The organism is Variovorax sp. LARHSF232, from assembly GCF_052871435.1.
In genome coordinates, this window is record NZ_JBIXJS010000002.1 from 720,103 (window position 1) to 738,190 (window position 18,088).

At 67.3% G+C, this 18,088-nt stretch carries 16 protein-coding genes; 14 read left to right on the forward strand and 2 right to left on the reverse strand.

Annotated features, from left to right (window positions below; genetic code table 11):
- Genes tssG through ACIPRI_RS08750 form a run of 14 tightly spaced genes read left to right on the forward strand, consistent with a single transcriptional unit; the run spans position 1 to position 17,051 of the window.
- Positions 1–1,110, forward strand: coding sequence for a type VI secretion system baseplate subunit TssG (gene tssG / locus ACIPRI_RS08685; RefSeq protein WP_446621017.1), 1,110 nt, complete (start codon positions 1–3; stop codon positions 1,108–1,110).
- Positions 1,107–3,812, forward strand: a complete 2,706-nt coding sequence (gene tssH / locus ACIPRI_RS08690; RefSeq protein ID WP_446621018.1) for a type VI secretion system ATPase TssH — start codon at positions 1,107–1,109, stop codon at positions 3,810–3,812. Before tssG ends, tssH begins: the two co-directional genes overlap by 4 nt.
- Before the next feature lie 36 nt (positions 3,813–3,848).
- Positions 3,849–4,565 carry a hypothetical protein gene (locus tag ACIPRI_RS08695; RefSeq protein ID WP_446621019.1) on the forward strand — a complete coding sequence of 239 codons (717 nt, stop codon included), beginning with the start codon at positions 3,849–3,851 and terminating at the stop codon, positions 4,563–4,565.
- The gene (locus tag ACIPRI_RS08700; RefSeq protein ID WP_446621020.1) at positions 4,565–5,974 is read left to right on the forward strand and encodes a tetratricopeptide repeat protein; all 1,410 of its coding nucleotides are present in this window, start codon (positions 4,565–4,567) and stop codon (positions 5,972–5,974) included. Before ACIPRI_RS08695 ends, ACIPRI_RS08700 begins: the two co-directional genes overlap by 1 nt.
- 28 nt (positions 5,975–6,002) lie before the next feature.
- Positions 6,003–8,432 (forward strand): type VI secretion system Vgr family protein, encoded by a 2,430-nt coding sequence (locus ACIPRI_RS08705; RefSeq protein ID WP_446621021.1) that lies wholly within the window; start codon positions 6,003–6,005, stop codon positions 8,430–8,432.
- A gap of 7 nt (positions 8,433–8,439) precedes the next feature.
- Positions 8,440–8,922 carry a DUF6484 domain-containing protein gene (locus ACIPRI_RS08710; protein WP_446621022.1) on the forward strand — a complete coding sequence of 161 codons (483 nt, stop codon included), beginning with the start codon at positions 8,440–8,442 and terminating at the stop codon, positions 8,920–8,922.
- Positions 8,923–8,935: 13 nt separating this feature from the next.
- On the forward strand, positions 8,936–10,051 hold the full coding sequence (locus ACIPRI_RS08715) for a DUF2169 family type VI secretion system accessory protein (protein ID WP_446621023.1): 1,116 nt from the start codon (positions 8,936–8,938) through the stop codon (positions 10,049–10,051).
- Positions 10,048–11,085 carry a hypothetical protein gene (locus tag ACIPRI_RS08720; RefSeq protein ID WP_446621024.1) on the forward strand — a complete coding sequence of 346 codons (1,038 nt, stop codon included), beginning with the start codon at positions 10,048–10,050 and terminating at the stop codon, positions 11,083–11,085. The genes ACIPRI_RS08715 and ACIPRI_RS08720 overlap by 4 nt, the downstream gene beginning before the upstream one ends.
- A 1-nt stretch (position 11,086) precedes the next feature.
- Positions 11,087–12,220, forward strand: coding sequence for a PAAR-like domain-containing protein (locus ACIPRI_RS08725; RefSeq protein ID WP_446621025.1), 1,134 nt, complete (start codon positions 11,087–11,089; stop codon positions 12,218–12,220).
- Between the two features lie 18 nt (positions 12,221–12,238).
- Positions 12,239–13,129, forward strand: a complete 891-nt coding sequence (locus tag ACIPRI_RS08730; RefSeq protein ID WP_446621026.1) for a hypothetical protein — start codon at positions 12,239–12,241, stop codon at positions 13,127–13,129.
- Positions 13,130–13,148: 19 nt separating this feature from the next.
- A complete protein-coding gene (locus ACIPRI_RS08735) occupies positions 13,149–14,429 on the forward strand; it encodes a TIGR02270 family protein (RefSeq protein WP_446621027.1) in 1,281 nt (426 codons plus the stop codon).
- A gap of 5 nt (positions 14,430–14,434) precedes the next feature.
- On the forward strand, positions 14,435–14,605 hold the full coding sequence (locus ACIPRI_RS08740) for a hypothetical protein (protein WP_446621028.1): 171 nt from the start codon (positions 14,435–14,437) through the stop codon (positions 14,603–14,605).
- Between the two features lie 11 nt (positions 14,606–14,616).
- Positions 14,617–16,245 carry a type VI secretion system-associated FHA domain protein TagH gene (gene tagH, locus ACIPRI_RS08745; RefSeq protein ID WP_446621029.1) on the forward strand — a complete coding sequence of 543 codons (1,629 nt, stop codon included), beginning with the start codon at positions 14,617–14,619 and terminating at the stop codon, positions 16,243–16,245.
- A 35-nt stretch (positions 16,246–16,280) separates the two neighbouring features.
- Positions 16,281–17,051, forward strand: a complete 771-nt coding sequence (locus tag ACIPRI_RS08750) for a PP2C family protein-serine/threonine phosphatase (protein ID WP_446621030.1) — start codon at positions 16,281–16,283, stop codon at positions 17,049–17,051.
- 4 nt (positions 17,052–17,055) lie between these two features.
- Here ACIPRI_RS08750 and yiaA read toward each other — a convergent pair whose 3' ends face one another.
- Both yiaA and ACIPRI_RS08760 read right to left on the reverse strand, forming a co-directional pair.
- Positions 17,056–17,487 (reverse strand): inner membrane protein YiaA, encoded by a 432-nt coding sequence (gene yiaA, locus ACIPRI_RS08755; protein WP_446621031.1) that lies wholly within the window; start codon positions 17,485–17,487, stop codon positions 17,056–17,058.
- A gap of 69 nt (positions 17,488–17,556) precedes the next feature.
- Positions 17,557–18,039 (reverse strand): Hcp family type VI secretion system effector, encoded by a 483-nt coding sequence (locus tag ACIPRI_RS08760; protein ID WP_446621032.1) that lies wholly within the window; start codon positions 18,037–18,039, stop codon positions 17,557–17,559.
- Positions 18,040–18,088 lie beyond the last annotated feature (49 nt).

An 18,088-nucleotide genomic window follows, 5' to 3' on the forward strand; every position in this document is an offset into this window, starting at 1 on the left:
TTGCAGGGCGCGGCCGCCGCGGTCGCGCCGCGCGAGCGTGTGGCGGCCTACCTGCAGGCGCGTGCCGAAACGCCCTGGGCCTTCGATTACTTCGCGTTGATGCGCCGGCTGGAAGCCGTGGCCGCACCGGCCCCGCGCTGGGGCCATGCGCTGCTGCCCAGCGCCGAGCCCCTGCGCATCGGCCAGGCGCCTTCGCTGTCCTTCGCGCCGGCGGGCCTGTCGCGCTTCGAGCTGCCGACGGCCCATGCGCCCGCGCGGGTGCGGCAGGCGTTCTTCGGCTACCTGGGGCCCAACGGCCCGCTGCCGGTGCACCTGTCGGACTTCATCCGCGAGCGCAGCATCAACCACGGCGACCCGACCTGGCTCGCCTTTCTCGACACCTTCGCGCACCGCTTCTCGCTCTACTTCTACCGGGCCTGGGCGCAGGCACGGCCGGCGGTGGGGCTGGACCGGCCGCAGGACGATGGCTTTCGACGCCGCATCGGTTCCCTGGTGGGCATCGCCACTGCCGCGCGCCAGCAGCGCGACGAGATTCACGACGACGCGCGCCTGTATTTCTCCGGCTGGCTCTCGCGCCAGGTGCACAACGCCGAAGGCGTTGAAGCCGTGCTGTGCCGCTACTTCGACGTGCCCGTGAGGCTCGAGCCCTGGGTCGGCCACTGGATGAAACTGCCCGAACAAGAGCTCAGCCGACTTGGCCACAGGGATGGGGGAGGGGCCTCGATCACCCTGGGCGGCGGCGCCATGCTGGGCCGGCGCGCCTGGGACCGGCAGCACCGGGTGCGCCTGCACATCGGGCCGCTGCCGCTGTCGCGCTACGGCATGTTCCTGCCCATCGGCGCGGCGCGCACCGAGTTGTCGCGCTGGATGCAGCAGCTGTTGGGGGACGAGTTGCATTGGGACGCGCAACTGGTCCTGCACAAGGATGAAGTGCCGCCCACCCGGCTGGGCCGGCACCAAGGCAACGCGCCCCGCCTGGGCTGGGTCTCGTGGCTCGGCGCCAAGCCGCGCGCGCGCGATGCGGCCGACGTGTGCATCGACGGCGATGCGCCCCTTCCGTCCCCCTTTGTTGTCGCGTCCGGCCAGGCCGCGCAGGAGATTGCATCATGAGTGAAATCAGCCGCACCGCCCTGTTCGGCAAGCTCAATCCGCTGGCCTACAAGGCCATCGAAGGCGCCACCGTGTTCTGCAAGATGCGCGGCAACCCGTACGTCGAGCTGGAGCACTGGTTCGCGCAACTGCTGCAGGCGCAGGACTCGGACCTGCAGCGCGTGATTGCGCACTACGGGCTGGACATCTCCGTGATCGCCAAGGACATGACGGCCGCGCTGGACCGCCTGCCGCGCGGCGCCACCGCGATCAGCGACTTCTCGCCGCACATCGAGAACGCCATCGAGCGCGGCTGGACCTACGCTACCCTGCAGTTCGGCGAGGCGCAGGTGCGCACCGGCTACCTGCTGGTGGGCATGCTCAAGACGCCGGGCCTGCGCAATCCGCTGTTGGGCTTGTCCAAGCAGTTCGAGAAGGTCAAGGTGGAGGACCTGGCCGACAACTTCGCCAGGATCTGCGACCCGTCGCCCGAATCGAAGATGGGCGCACAGGACGGCACCGGCATCGGCTCGGGCGCCCCCGGCGAAGACAGCGGCGCGATGGCGCCGGCCGCCATGGGCAAGGGCGATGCGCTGAAGAAGTTTGCTGTCGACCTGACCGAGAAGGCGAAGAAAGGGGAGATGGATCCGGTGACCGGGCGCGACGAGGAAATCCGCCAGATCGTCGACATCCTGATGCGCCGGCGCCAGAACAACCCGCTCTTGACGGGCGAGGCGGGCGTCGGCAAGACGGCGGTGGTGGAAGGCTTCGCCCAGCGCCTGGCGCGCGGCGACGTGCCGCCGCAACTGAAGGACGTGAAGCTGCTGACCCTGGACATCGGCCTGCTGCAGGCCGGCGCGAGCATGAAGGGCGAGTTCGAGCAGCGCCTGCGCCAGGTGATCGACGAGGTGCAGGCCTCGCCCACGCCCATCATCCTGTTCATTGACGAAATCCACACGCTGGTCGGGGCCGGCGGCGCGGCCGGCACGGGCGATGCAGCCAACCTCTTGAAGCCCGCATTGGCGCGCGGCAACCTGCGCACCATCGGCGCCACCACCTGGGCCGAGTACAAGAAGTACATCGAGAAGGACCCGGCGCTGACCCGCCGCTTCCAGGTGGTGCAGGTGCCCGAGCCGGACGAGACCAAGGCGATCCTGATGCTGCGCGGCGTTGCCAGCGTGCTGGAGAAGCACCACCGCGTGCAGCTGCTGGACGAGGCGATCGAGTCCGCGGTGAAGCTTTCGCATCGCTACATCCCGGCGCGCCAGCTGCCGGACAAGGCCGTGAGCCTGCTCGACACGGCCTGCGCCCGCGTCGCCGTGAGCCAGCACGCGATGCCGCCCGAGGTGGAGGACTGCACGCGGCGCATCGAGGCGCTGACGGTGGAGCAGGAAATCATCGGCCGCGAGGCGGCCATCGGCATCGACGTGACGAAGCGCTTCAATCAGGTGGAGACGCATCTGGGCGATGCCAAGGCCGAGCTGGAAAAGCTCAACGCCCGCTGGAAGGAAGAAAAAGAGCTGGTCGATCGCCTGCTGGCCCTGCGCGCCAAGCTGCGCGGCGGAAACAAGCCGGTCGATGCACCGGCTGCGGCCGACACGGCACCGGCGGCTGTCGATGCGCCGATCGAGCCCGACCGCGCCGCCCTGCTCGCGCAACTGCATGAGCTGCAGAAAAAGATCGCCGCTGTGCAGGGCGAGTCGCCCCTGATCCTGCCCTCGGTCGACGCGCAGGCCGTGTCCTCCGTGGTGGCCGATTGGACCGGCATCCCGGTGGGCCGCATGCAGCGCAACGAGATCGAGACGGTGCTCAACCTGCCCAGGCTGCTGGCCCAGCGCGTGATCGGCCAGGACCATGCGATGGAGATGATCGCCAAGCGCATCCAGACTTCGCGCGCCGGGCTGGACAACCCGCAAAAACCGATCGGCGTGTTCATGCTGGCCGGCACCTCGGGCGTTGGCAAGACCGAGACCGCCATCGCGCTGGCCGAGGCGCTGTACGGCGGCGAGCAGAACATGATCGTCATCAACATGAGCGAGTACCAGGAGGCGCACACGGTGAGTTCGCTCAAGGGCGCGCCGCCCGGCTACGTGGGCTACGGCGAGGGCGGCGTGCTGACCGAAGCGGTGCGCCGGCGCCCCTACAGTGTGGTGCTGCTCGACGAGGTGGAGAAGGCGCATTCGGACGTGCACGAGCTCTTCTTCCAGGTCTTCGACAAGGGCTTCATGGAAGACGGCGAGGGTCGCAGCATCGACTTCAAGAACACGTTGATCCTGCTCACCACCAACGCCGGCACCGACCTGATCGCCAGCATGTGCAAGGACCCGGAGCTCACGCCCGAGCCCGAAGGCATGGCCAAGGCGCTGCGCGAGCCCTTGCTGAAGATATTCCCGCCGGCACTGCTGGGCCGGCTGGTGACCATTCCCTACTACCCGCTCTCCGACGCGATGCTGGGCCAGATCGTCAAGCTGCAGCTGGGCCGCATCAAGAAGCGGGTGGAGGCGCGCTACCAGATCCCCTTCGAATACGGCGAGGACGTGGTGAAGCTGGTGGTGAGCCGCTGCACCGAGAGCGAATCGGGCGGGCGAATGATCGACGCCATCCTCACCAACACCATGCTGCCGGACATCAGCCGCGAGTTCCTGAACCGGATGATGGAAGGCCAGCCGATCACGGCCGTGAAGGTGGACGTGAAGGACGGCAACTTCTCTTACGCCTTCTGAGCTGCCCGGATTTCTTCATTCCTGGAAAGGCAAGACATGGCAATCGTTGTCCTGTGGGCGGAAGCCGATCATCAGAAGCGGGCCGAGCTGCTGGCAAAGACCTATGGCGCGCAAGCCATCAACATAGCCGGTGGCGCGGCGCCGGCCACGGTGGCCGACCTGGATACGCTGGTCTTCTGGGGCCATGGCGATGCGCAGCACTTCTGCTCGCTGGACGACAGCGGATTCCTGGACGTGGTGTCCGACTGGAAGAAGCAGAACAAGAAGATCAGCTCGGTCGAGATGATTTCCTGCAATCTCCGGCACCGCCAGGGAACGTACACGGATTCGTACACGATGAAGGTCGTGGCCAAGCTGAAGAAGAAGCACGCCGGCCTGACGTTCAAGGCCCTGCCCGTCGCGACGACGCGCATGGGCGTAACGTGCGAGAACTCCATTCTCAAGTGGCAGCCAGCCAGCCAGACCTGGGCCTATTGCGCGACGCCGGGCAAGGAAGACAAGTACATGTGGGCGGTCTGCAAGATGCTGGAAGACCAGATGCCGCCTCGGGGTGACAAGGACGGCTATGCGCGTGCCCACAACGCCCTGGCGGCGACCAACTTCATGGACACGCACAAGTTCGGCAAGGACCAGTACGGCAGCGTCGTGATGGAGGATTGCTCGGCCAGGCACATGCTGTGCGTGAGCAACAACGCTTATGTCGGCACGGGCACGGTCGGCACGCTCCGGTGGTCGCTGGCGGAAATCAAGTGATGCCACGCGAAGACACCGGGCTGCAACGCGCCATGCCAAGCGAAACCGCCGACGCACGAACGGGCGAGACAGCCGAGATTTCCTACCGCGAGGCCATGAGCCTGGCGATGACCCTGCACCGCCAGGGCAAGCTCGACGCCGCCGCCAAGGTCTACGAGACGCTGCGCCGGATCGACCCGAGGGACCCCAACCCCTTGCACTTTCTCGGCGTGCTGTGCGAGCAGCGCGGACAGACGGCAGAGGCGTTGGCGCTGATCCACGAATCGATCGCGCTGGACCCGACCGTTCCCGACTGGCACAACAACCTGGGCAACGTGTTGCTCGAATCGGGCCGTGTCGACGACGCGGCCAGGGCCTACGAAGAAGCGGCGCGCCTGGCGCCCCATCGCGCCGACGTGCAGAACAACCTGGGCGTGCTGCGGCGCGAGCAGCGCCGCCCCGCCGATGCCGAAGCCGCCTACCGCCGCGCCATCGAGCTCGATCCGCAGTACGTCGATGCCTTCACCAACCTGGGCAGCCTGCTCAATGGCCTGGGCCGGCCGGACGAAGCCATGGCGGCCTTCTGCCAGGCGCTGCTGCTAAAGCCCCGGCACGGCCGGGCGCGCCAGGCGCTGGGCATGGCCTACTACACCCTGGGCCGCTTCGACGAGGCGGTGCAGGTGTACCGCGAATGGCTGCAGGATGAGCCGGGCAGCCCGCAGGCCGCCCACCACCTGGCCGCCTGCTCTGGCGAGGCCGTGCCCCAGCGCGCCACCGACGCCTATGTCGAGACCGTGTTCGACGGCTTTGCCGACAGCTTCGACGCCAAGCTGGCTGCCCTGCATTACCGCGCGCCGCAACTCATCGAGCAGATGGTGGTCGAGCTCCTGGGCGAGCCGCGCAAGCAGCTGGCGGTGCTGGATGCCGGCTGCGGCACCGGCCTGTGCGGCCCGCTGCTGGCGCCTTATGCGAAGCGGCTGCAAGGCGTGGACCTGTCGGCCGGCATGCTGGCCAAGGCCGCACCGCGCCAGGTGTACGACGGCCTGGCCAAGGCCGAGCTCACCGCCTTCATGCAAGGCGAGCCGGCCGCCAGCTACGACCTGATCGTGTCGGCCGACACCCTGTGCTATTTCGGCGACCTGGGCGCGGCGACGCTGGCCGCGGCCCGTGCTCTGGCGCCGGGCGGCTGGCTGGTGTTCACGGTCGAGGCGCAGCCCGAAGGCGCGAGTGCAGGCAACGGCGAAGGCTTCCACCTGCAGCCGAACGGCCGCTACAGCCACCGCGCCGGCTACTTGCGCGACGTGCTGGCGGCCGCCGGCCTGGCGGCGCGCAAGGTGCAGGCGGTGCACTTGCGCACGGAGGGCGGCAAGCCGGTGGATGGCTTCGTGGTCTGCGCTTGCAAAGCGCCAGCCGGCCAATCGTCTTCCTGAACACGAGCGTCCAGAAGAAAGCACCTGCATGGCCGAAAACCAGTTCAGCATCAAGAGCGACTCGCCTGCAGCCAAGGACCTGATGTTCTGGAGCATCGTCGGCCAGGAGTCGCTGTCGCGCCCGGCCGCCTACGAGCTGACGGTGCTGTCGACCAACGAGAAGATCGACGCCAAGGACATCCTGGGCCATGCCTTCGACGTGGTGGTCGAGTTCGTGGATGCCGACGAAGCCAGGCATGAGCGCCATTGCCAAGGCCACGCGGTGCGCTTCATGCGCCGCGGCCACGTGGGACGCTACTTCGAATACCGCCTCTCGCTGCGCTCCTGGTTCTGGCTTTTGACCAAGCGCAACAACTCGCGCATCCTGCAAGACAAGAAGGCGCTGGAGATCTTCGACGCGGTGGTGGAAGACAGCCCGGTCAAGCGCTTCAAGAAGACCAAGTCGGACAAGGTCATCGGCACCCACAACCCGCTGCGCTACTCGGTGCAGCACCAGGAAAGCGACTACAACTACCTGTCGCGCCTGACGGAGGATGAGGGCATCTACTACTGGTTCGATGCGCACGAGGCGCCCGGCACCATGTACCTGGCCGATGCCAGCGATGTGGCCCACAAGAAGCTGCCGGCGGCCGACACGCTGAACTACCTGCCCTTTGGTTCGAGCGAGGCACGCTTCAACGAGATCAGCTGGTGGATCGATTCGCGGCGCCTGCAACCCGGCAAGTTCGCATCGCGCGACAGCGACTTCAAGGCGGTGAAGAAGAAGCTCATCGCCGACAAGGACGACCCCGACACGCACGAGCTGGCCGACCTGGAGTTCTTCGAGTTTCCCGGCGGCTACCTGCGCACCGGCGACACCGAGGACGCGGCCAAGATGCGCATGGAAGAACTGGCCGCACGGCGCCGGGTCAACTGGGCCGTCACCCCCTGGCCCGACGTGGCGGTGGGCCGCAATTTCACCTTTCACGGCCACCCCATGGGCGAGCCGGATACCGACTACCTCATCGCCGGCTGCAGCTTCATCCTGACGCACCCCGGCTACGAGGGACTGGGCCCCAACGACGGCAACGTGCAGCGCCAGGGCCGCGTGCTGCGCGAGCTGATGGACGAAGACCCGATCAACGCCGACTGGCGCGATGCGGTGAAGGACATCCTGTACGGCACGCCCGACCTGGTGGCGCCGATGCGCGGCGCCGGCACGTTCCTGGTCACCCTGCTGCCGGCCGACACGCCTTTCCGCCCGCCGCGCGTGACGCCGCGCATCACCATGCCGGGGCCGCAGAGCGCCATCGTGGTTGGCCCCGACGGCGAGGAGATCCATGCCGACGAGTTCGGCCGCGTGAAGGTGCACTTCCACTGGGACCGTTATGACAAGAGCAACGAGAAGTCCACCTGCTGGGTGCGCGTGTCGCAGCCCTGGGCCGGCAAGGGCTGGGGCGGCTACTTCATCCCGCGCATCGGGCAGGAGGTGATCGTCGACTTTCTGAACGGCGACCCCGACCGCCCCATCATCATCGGCCGCGTCTACAACGACGACCAGCCCAAGCCCTTTGCCGCCCACACGCAAAGCGGCTTTCGCACGCGATCCACGCCGGGCGGCAGCGCCGCCAACTGCAACGAGTTTCGCTTCGAGGACAAGAAGGGCGACGAGCAGGTGTATCTGCACGCCGAGAAGAACCAGGACATCGAGGTGGAGAACGACGAGACGCATTGGGTGGGCCACGATCGAACCAAGACCATCGACAACGACGAGACGACGCACGTCAAGCATGACCGGACGGAGACGGTGGACAACAACGAGACGATCACGATCGGGGTGGATCGCAAGGAGTCGGTGGGGAACAACGAGACGATCAGCATCGGTGTGGATCGCACGGAGTCGGTGGGCAGCAACGAGACCATCAGCATCGGCTCGAACCGGACGGAGACGGTGGGGAGCAACGAGACCATTTCCATCGGTTCCAACCGCTCGGTCACCGTGGGAGCGAGCGAAACCAAGACAGTGGCGCTGCAGCGCACCCACACGGTGGGGGTGAACGAGACCATCACGGTGGGCGCGGCGCAGGAGATCACCGTGGGGGCGATGCAGGCAGTGACGGTGGGCGCATCGCAGACCATCACGGTGGGCGCCGGCCAGACGACCAGCGTGGGCGCCGCGCGCTCGATCAGCGTTGGTGCTGCCCTGTCGACCGACGTGTCCGCGGACGAATCACGCTCGGTCGGCGGCGGGCGCACCACCAGCATCGGCAAGGACGATGCCCTGACCGTGGCCAAGAACCTGACCATCAGCGCCGGCGACTCCATCACCCTGAAGACGGGAAGCGCCAGCATCACGATGAAGAAGGACGGGACCATCGAGATCAAAGGCAAGGACATCACGATCGAAGGCTCGGGAAAGATCAATGCGAAGGCGAGCAGCGACATCGTGATGAAGGGCTCCAAGATTCTTCAGAACTGAGGTGAACATGAGCGGACGCGACGCGATCGACAAGAAGCTGATGCAGATTCCGGTGGCCTCGCCGCTGCCTGCGGTGGTCACGGGTGAACTGGTGGCCATCACCGAGGACGGCAGCACGCCACTGGTACTTTTTCCGGGGCAACGTGGCAGCGCCGCCGTGCGCGCACACACAGTGGTCGACCTGCGCGGCCCGCACATCGGACAGGCGGTGGTGCTGATGTTCGAGGGCGGGGACCCTGCCCGGCCCATCGTCATGGGTGTATTGCGCGGCGCCGCCGGTTGGCCGCTGGACAATGCGCCGGGCCAGGTGCAGGTGGATGCCGATGGCGAGCGGATGATCGTGAGCGCGAAGGAAGAGCTGGTGATGCGCTGCGGGCGAGCGTCCATCACGCTGACGCGCGCGGGCAAGGTGCTGATCCGCGGCACCCATGTGTTGAGCCGCTCCAGCGGCGTCAACCGCCTCAAGGGTGGCGCGGTGCTCCTCAACTGAAGCGTCGTCGGGCATGGAACTCATCAACACGACCGGCATGCGTGCCGCCTATACGCAGGGCGTGGAGCCCTCGGGGCGCGAGTGGCTGGTCGTCGTCGTGAAGGGAACCTTCGGCATTCCCGAAGCCGGCCAGCTCGCGCGGCTGCATCCCGAGCAGATGCCGATGGTCACGGCGGACACCTTCACCGGCGAGCCCGGCTTCTCGGCGCCGGTGCAGGAGGTCGACTTCGCGCTGCGCAAGCCGCGCTGCGACATCCTGTTGACGGGCAGCGCCTGGGCTCCGCACGGGGTGCCGACCGAACGTGTGCTGGTCGGTGCGCGCATCGGGGCCTGGCAAAAGAGCTTTGCGGTGGTCGGCAACCGGCACTGGGGTGGGCTGTCAGGCGCGCGCGCCTCGGCGCCGGAGCCTTTCGTGAAGATGCCTATCTCCTACGACCGCGCTTTCGGTGGCCTGGACGCCCGGCACGAGGACCCGGCGGAGCATGGGGCCTACATGCGCAACCCGGTGGGCCGCGGCTGGCATCGCCGGCTGGAGGCGCGCTATGTCGATGGCGCGCCCCTGCCGAACACCGAGGAGAAAGACATCTCCGTCACGGCGCCGGACGGAAAGTACGCGCCGATGGCCTTCGGGCCGGTGGGGCGTGGCTGGGCGTCCCGTCTGCCGTTCGCGGGAACCTACGACCAGGACTGGATCGACAACGTCTTTCCCTTCCTGCCTGGTGACTTCCAGGACGCGTACTACCAGGCGGCGCCAATGGATCAGCAGATCGACCACCCGGTGGTCGGCACGCTGGATGTCGCGCTGGCCAACCTCACGCGGGGGGGGCAGGAGCGCTTCAAGCTGCCCTGCCGGGAAATGCCCGTCACCTTCTTTCGCCGCCGGGGCGGTCATGAGGAGGTGAAGGCGGTTCTGGACACCATCGCGATCGACACCGACCAGCGCCTGGTGACGCTGGCCTGGCGCGCCGGCATGCCGCTGAAGAAGAATATGTTCGAGATATCCAACGTGCTGGCCGGAACGATGTCGCGCGGCTGGTGGCGCGCACGCGCACTGGGCAAGACCTGGCATCCGTCGCTGGGTGAACTGGTGAGGTCTCGGCGCGGCGATGAGGTGGAGGCGACACCGTGAACGCTACTGCGTTGGCCATCGGCCGCTGTGGCCTGGTCACGGGCGTGGGCCTCGATGCGCCCTCGACCTGCGCGGCCATTCGCAGCGCGATCGACAACTTCCAGGAGACGCGCTTTCGCGACGGCGGCGGTGAGTGGCTCATGGGCTGCGAGGTGCCTTTTGCCGAAGCGCTGCGCGGCGAGGCGCGGTTGCTCAAGATGGCGGCGCGTGCGATCGCTGAATGCCTGGATGGCCTGGAGCGGCGCGACTGCGAATCGGTGCCGCTGCTGCTGTGCCTGGCCGAGACGGAGCGGCCGGGCCGAATCGTGCGCAATGACGGGCAGTTTCTTCGGCAACTCGAGGACGAGCTGGGCGTTCGCTTCCATGCACAGTCGGCGGTCATCGCGCAGGGACATGTGTCGGCGGCGATCGCCTTGCATCAGGCACGGCATCTCATCGACCAGGGCGGGGTGTCGCATGTGCTTGTCGCTGCGTGCGACAGTCTGCTCGTTGGCGCCGCGCTCAAGGACTTCGAAGAGCGCGAACGGCTGCTCACCAGCCAGAATTCCAACGGCTTCATTCCCGGCGAGGGCGCGGCCGCGCTGCTGGTCGGGGCGCTGCCGGCAACGGCGCAAGGGCAGCTCGGCTGCCACGGCCTGGGCTTCGCGGTCGAGAAGGCGCACATCGACTCCGACGAGCCGCTGCGCGCCGACGGCCTCACCGCCGCCATCCGGCAGTCGCTCGCCGACGCCGGCTGCGGCGAGAGCGTGCTGCAATTCAAGGTCATCGACGCCTCCGGCGGCGAATACGCGTTCAAGGAAGCGGCGCTGGCCTTCTCGCGCCTGGACCGTACCAAGCGCACAGAGTTCGACGTATGGCACCCGGCCGACTGCATCGGCGAGGTGGGCGCGGCCATCGGGCTGGTGATGATCGCGGTGCTGAAGTCCGCCTGCGAGAAGGCCTATGCCAAGGGCAGCCGGGTCTTGCTGCACCTGGGCAACGACAACGGCCGGCGCGCCTCGATGATCTTCGCCTGGCATCCGGCAGGGGCTTGAGATGGCCAACGAGGTCTACGCCAACGGGAGGGAAGTGGCTTGCAAGGCGGGCGCCGGCAAGGTCATCTGCGCGATGCCTGATGTGTGCATGACCCCGCCGGAGAACCCGGCCACGCCACCCGGTGTGCCGGTGCCCTATCCGAACACCGCCATGGCCTCCGACACCAGCGACGGGAGCACCTCGGTGCAGATCTCCGGCCAGGAGGTGATGCTGAAGAACAAGTCCTGCTTCAAGACCTCCACTGGCGACGAGGCCGGCAGCGCCGCCAAGAAGGGCGTCGTTTCCAGCAAGAACAAGGGCAAGGTCTACTTCATCGACTGGTCGATGGACGTGAAGTTCGAGGGCGAAAATGCGGTGCGCCATCTCGACAAGACCACCAACAACCATGGCAGCCCGACAGCCAACGAAGCCATCCCCTGGCCCTTCGTCGACAAGATGACCGACGCCACGATCAAGGCGCTGTGCGACGGGGACAAGAAGAAGGAAGAAGCGGCCTGCAAGGACTACAAGCCTGCCAAGAAGGACGGCAAGGACGTGTGCGCCGAGACCGGCCTGAAAGGTGGTTTCGAGTCGATCAAGGGCGACTTGCCGGGTGCCGCGAAAAAGGCCAGCGCGAACGATTGCCTGCAGGCGCGTCGGTGCAGGCTGGTTCCTTTCAACACGCCAGAGAAAGACCAGGACGGCATCAAGGGCTGCTGCCCTAGCCAGACCGGCGACCACATCATTCCCAAGAGTTCCTTCTTCAAGGACAGCTACGGCGGTACGCCCATGCCCGGCTGGAAGCCCTACGAGATGGGCAAGGCCCCGTGCATGTGCACCGAGGGCGGAAGCTGCTCGGGGACGCACGGCTTGCGCCACACCAGCCACAAGACCACCTCGCCGGTTGCCCACGGCACCCACGTGAGCTTCGACGACGAGGCCAAGCATTGCGCGAAGAGCTCGAAGGCGGTCGCGCCGAACTGCGACGAGAAATGCATCGAGGCGCAGTTGAAGGAAGGGCACAAGGGCCTGGGCGACCAGAGCAAGCCCGTGAAGCACTCGTCGACCGGCAGGACGGAGATGTCGCACTATTCCGACGTCCAATCCACGGTGGACGCCACGGCGCGCCGCCTGGCGCCACTTCCACTTCCATAAGACAACAGAGGAGCACCCATGGCCGAACCCCCTATGTCGAGCACCAACGAATTCGTCCGCGGCGCCGCGTACTTGGGCAACCTGGTCTACGTGATCACGCAGATCAAGAAGCTGCTCGAGCAGGACATCCACCACGTGAACCTGATCGGTGTTTACAACGGCAACTGGGGTTCCGCCTTCAACACCACGTGGGACTCCACCGCCATTGCCATCGCGAAGCTGCCGACAACAAAGATCGTGATGATCGGCGAGGACGGTGATGTCGGCACCTATGCGGGCGGCACGCGGGAAGACGAGACCATCACGCCCCAACCCGTCATGATCCGCAATGCGCGCACGATCGGTGGCTACGTCCATGCCTGCGGCATGAAGCGCCAGGTCTTCAAGCGCGTTGGCGAAAAGCAGTGGGCCGACATGAGCGCGCCGCGCGCCGGCGACTCCGAGGAGTTCGGCTTCGAGGCGATCGACGGCTACGCGGAGGACGATATCTACGCGGCCGGCTGGGGCGGCGAGATCTGGCGCTACGACGGCACCGCCTGGACGCAATGCGGCAGCCCCACCAACGTGATCCTCACGGCCATCTGCTGCGCGCCGGACGGCTTCGTCTACGCCGCTGGCCAGGGCGGCGTGATGGTGAAGGGGCGCGGCGACGCGTGGTCCCTGGTGAACTGGGAGGACGAGGTCACGCTGGACCTGTGGGACCTGTGCTGGTTCCAGGACAAGCTCTACGTGGCCACCATGTTCGCCCTCTTCACCTTCGAGCACGGCAATCGCCTTGAGGAGGTCAACTACGGCGCGATGGGCCCAGTCACCGGCTTCAACCTCACGACCGCCGACGGGGTGCTGTGGTCGATTGGAAAGTCCGACGTGGCCGCCTTCGACGGCACCACCTGGCAAAAGTACGACTGAGCAGGAAAGCACCGCCACCATGACCACCGTCTCCGCCGCTCGCGCCGTGGCCCTTCCCCAGGTCGTGGAACGCCATGTCGATGAGGCGGCGTTGCTGTGCAACCAGCGGCTGTATCTGGTAAGGGCGCCGCACCCCAAGCTGCACCAGTTGCGGCGGCTGGACGACCGCCTGGCGGCGCACCTCGACGGGCTGCTCGTCGCCCGTGAAATGGGCAGCCGCCTGGCGGACCTCGCGTTGGCCAACGCGGGGCGCGGCGAGCTGTTCACGGCGGTGTCGCTCGCCTTCGACAACCACGATGCCCATCGGCTTCAGCGCCTGTTTGCGGCCGCGGAGGCATTGCCGGAGGCGCAGGAGGCCTGCGTCCTTGCCGTCGGCTGGGTGTCAGCGCAATCGCTGCGTGGCATCAGCCGCGACATGCTGGCCTCGCCCAGCGCCTTCCAGCGCCGCGTTGCGCTGGCGGCGTGCGGGTTCCACATGGTCGATCCGGGTCAGGCGCTGATCGATGCGCTGCAAGACGATGACGCAGCCCTTCGCGTCCAGGCCTTGCGGACCGCCGGCGACTGCGCGCGTGTCGATCTCGCACAGGCATGCCTCGAGGCCAGCGCCGACGCCGACGCCGGCTGTGGCCTCTGGGCCGCACGCTCGGCGCTGATGCTTGGTGAGCGTGGTCGCGCGCCGCTCGAGCGGCTGCATCAACTTGCCGGGCAGCCCGGTCCTCTGCGCACTTTGGCCCTGTCCGTGCTGCTGAAATGCATCGCGTCTGCGGAGGCGGCGCCGCTGCTGCGCAAGCTTCTCGATGAACCCAAGAGCGTGCGCGAGGCCATGCGCGGCATGGGCATGGTCGGTGATCCGCAGGTCATTCCCTGGCTGATCGCGCAGATGGACGACCCGGCGCTCTCGCGCCTGGCCGGGGAGGCCTTTTCCACCATCACCGGGCTCGACTTGGCGTGGCTCGACCTGGACAAGAAGCCGCCGGAAGGACTCGAACCCGGTCCCACCGACGACCCGCAGGACCATGAGGTGGCGATGGACGAGGACGGTGGCCTGCCTTGGCCGGATCGCCAGAAGGTGCAGGGCTGGTGGAATGCCCAGGGCCCCGGCTTTCAGCGTGGTGCGCGCTACTTCATGGGCGCACCGCCGTCGCCGGCGCACTGCCGCAGGGTCCTCAAGGAAGGCTTCCAGCGCCAAAGGATCGCCGCAGCAGAGCACCTCTGCCTGGCCGAGCCGGGAAACCGGCTTTTCCCCACCGCCGCCCCGGCCTGGCGCCAGCAGCGCTGGCTCGATGCGATGCCGGCCTGAAGCCCATGGCGGCCAAGTACATCCTGCCGCTGCTGGCCCTGGTCTTCCTGGGCGCTGCCCTCTTTCGCCTGGAGCGTGACGGATACACACTGGCACCGGCGAGCCGCACCTGGCTCGCGGTGGCCGCGATTTTTGGCCTGGTGTCGGCGTGGCTGTGGTGGAGCGCTGAACCCTGAATGACAAGGAGATGCTTGCCGTGATTGAGCTAGTGGTGGTCAGTCTGCGTGGGTCGCCGGTGGGGCGGTCGCTCGCGGCCTCCTTCGGGCCGGGCGGTGGCACCATCGGGCGCGCCGCAACCAACACGCTGGTGCTGGATGACCCGGACCGCACCGTCTCGCGCGTGCATGCGCAAGTGACGATGCGCGACGGGCGTTTTGTCATCAGCGACCAGGGCAGCAATCCGCTGCAGCACAACGGCCGCACGCTGGGCGCCGGCAAAGAGGCGGTGATCAGCCCGGGCGACCGGCTGGTGATAGGTGGCTTCGAGCTTTCGGTGCAAGGCGCCGCCGCCGAAGCGACGGCAGCTGCCAACCTCGGGGCTGCGCCGCAACCCACGCCCGATGATCCCTTTGCCGATCTGTTGTCCGGCCTCGGTACGCCCGCGCCGGCTGCCTCCGCGCCTAGGCCGGCGGCACCCGCGCCCTCGGCCGATTCCCTGCTGTTCCCCGACCCGATGGGCCTGGCCCGCAGCAGCGGGGCGCAGCGGGCCGCTGCCGCGCCTGCATCGGCCGACGACCCCTTCGCCGACCTGCTCGGCAGCGGCATGCCGGCGCCCAAGCCCGGCGCCATCGAAGACTTTTCCGATCTCGGCCTGCGTGCGCCCGATGCGGCCGCTGGCATCGACCACCTATTCGGCAGCAACGGCAAGGCATCGGGCGCCGATCCGCTGGCCATGTCGCCGCTGGCCGATCCGCTGCTCCAGCCCAACACCGCGTCCAACGTCGATCCACTGCGGGCCTTGCAGCAAGGCGCGCCCAAGGCGGCGGCCGCGCCGCGAAGCGACCACCTGTCGATCGATCACTTCGGCTTCGCGCCGCCCAAGGGCATCGTGCCGGCGGCGGTGCCGGAGGTTGACCCCTTTGCCGACCTGCTGCCGCCGCCCGCGCCAGCTGGGCGCAGTCCGGAGCCGCCACCACCACCGCCGCCTACGGTGGCCGCGCCAGCCCCGGCCCCAGCCCCAGCCCCGGCAGCGCCGGTTGCGCATGCCGCTCCGGCCGCCAGCGGCGATGCCCTGCTCGCCGCCCTGCTGCGCGGCCTGGCCACCACGCACCAGATGCCCAGCCAGCTCACGCCCGAGCTGATGGAGCGCATCGGAACGCTGCTGCGGAGCAGCACCGAAGGCACCTTGCAACTCCTGCTGGCCCGCGCCGAGGTCAAGAAAGGCGTGCACGCCGAAGTCACCATGATCGCGGCTCATGCCAACAACCCGCTCAAGTTCTCGCCCACCGTCGAGGTCGGGCTGGCGCACCTGCTTGGCCCCGGCATGCGCGGCTTCATGGGCGCCGAGGAGGCGATGCGCGACGCCTACGACGACCTGCGCGCGCACGAGTTCGGCGTCATGGTCGGCATGCGCGCTGCGCTGGCGCATGTGCTGGCGCGCTTCACGCCCGATGAGCTCGAGAAGAAGATCGCCGCCAAGAGCGCGCTCGATTCGCTCTTTGCTGCCAACCGCAAGGCCAAGCTGTGGGACCAGTTCGTCGCGCTCTATGGCGGCATCGCGGCCGAGGCGGAAGACGACTTCCACAGCCTGTTCGGCAAGGCCTTCGTCAAGGCCTACGAAGAGCAGATGGCCAGGCTGAAGGCGGGCAAGGGCTAGCCATCCCAACAAGAACAACAACAAGAGGAGGCGCATTGAACTTCGAAATCGAGATCGTCACCCTCTCCAGGCAGGGCGGACGCGACTACAACGAGGACGCCTACGGCCACTGGAACGACGAGCGCTACGTGCTGTGCGTGGTGGCCGACGGCGCGGGCGGCCATGGCGGCGGTGATGTTGCGTCGGCGGTGGTGCGTGGCAGCGTGCTCAGCGGCTTTGCCGCCACCCCGGGGCTGGATGCCGGCCTGCTGCGACGCCTGCTGGAGCAGGCCAATCTGGACGTGGTGGCGCGCCAGGCCGAGGGCGGCAAGCTGGCTGCCATGCGCTCCACCGTGGTGCTGGCCGCGCTCGACCTCCAGGCCCGCCAGATCGTGCTGGCGCACAGCGGTGACAGCCGCGCCTACCTGTTTCGCGGCGGCGAGTTGGCCACGCGCACCGTGGACCACAGTCTGGTGCAGCAGATGGTGGCCGGCGGTATGCTGGACGAGGAAGGTGCGCGCCTGCATCCCCAGCGCAACATGCTGCTGTCCGCGCTCGGCTCGATCGAGTCGGCGCCCGAGATCGCGGTGTCCAATGCGCTGTCGCTTCAGGTCGGCGACGTGCTGCTCCTGTGCACCGACGGCCTGTGGGAGCCGCTGGGCGACGAGCGCCTGCGCGAGACGCTGGCCGCCTCGCGCGACGCCAGCCAATGGATCGACAAGCTCGACGCCCAGGTCAAGGCCCATGCCAAGCCGGGCCACGACAACTACACGGCCCTCGCGCTGTGGGCGCGCGAAGACGACGAGACCACGCGCCTGATGCTATGAGCGATCAGGCTTCGGCGGCGTCCTCGCCGGAGGCGGGCGACAGCAGCGCGATGTCCCGCACATTCTTCTGCACCGCTACCGCGGCAAACAGGCTCAGCAGGAAGGACATGGCGTAGAAGCCTTTCTCGCTGGCACTGAGCGTGGCATTGAAAAGGCCGACGGCCAGCAGGAGCACCGCGAGAAGCAGCGACAGCCAGCACAGGCCGTAGTAGATGCTGGTGACGGGAATGCCCTCCATCCGGTCGCGCACCGATTTTTGCAGTGATACCGCGGCAAACAGGCCATACATCAGCACGGTGAAGTAGTAGCCTTTTTCATTGAGCTGCATCTGCGCATTCCACAAACCGACAAGAAAGGCGATGGCGCCGACAAAGAGGGCTGCCCAGGAGGCGGCTACGAAGGCGCCGGTCGGGCGTTGCGTGCGCGGTGTCTGCATTCTTCTCTTCTCCATCCGTTGTTGTGGACGGGGCTAATGTAGCAACCGCGCATTGCAAGTCGGCGCGCCTCAGGCCACCTTGTTCGCCGGGATGTCCCAGGCTGCCGTCTTGGGCGCGTCGCCGGTGCCGTCGGGCTTTTGCGGCGTGTACTCGTACTTGAACTTGCCGAAGTTCAGCGTCACGTTCTCGGTCAGCCGGTCTTCGCCGCCGCTGCCGCCGGTGCTGACCGCCGAGATGATCAGGTCGTTGAGGGTGATCTTGATGTACTCCAGCGGGTCCTTGCCAGCCTTGCGCACCACCAGCGTCGCCTCCTTGATGTGCTCGCCGGTGCAGCACTTGAGCAGCAGCGAATGCGAGGCCGAGTCGATGTACTTGGTGAACGACAGGTCCTGCACGCTGACCTTGCCAGAGCCCGCGCCGCCGCCCATGTGAGCGCTGCCCGATTGGCTCATGCCCCAGCTCCAGGCCAGAACGTCGATTTCCTTCTTGTGCTTGTCGTCCGCCGATTCGCCGGGGATGTCAGCGATCTTCAGAAACATGTCTACGGCCATGATGCTCACCTTTCGGATGTGTGGATGAAGTGACGGGAAAGTGGGCTTC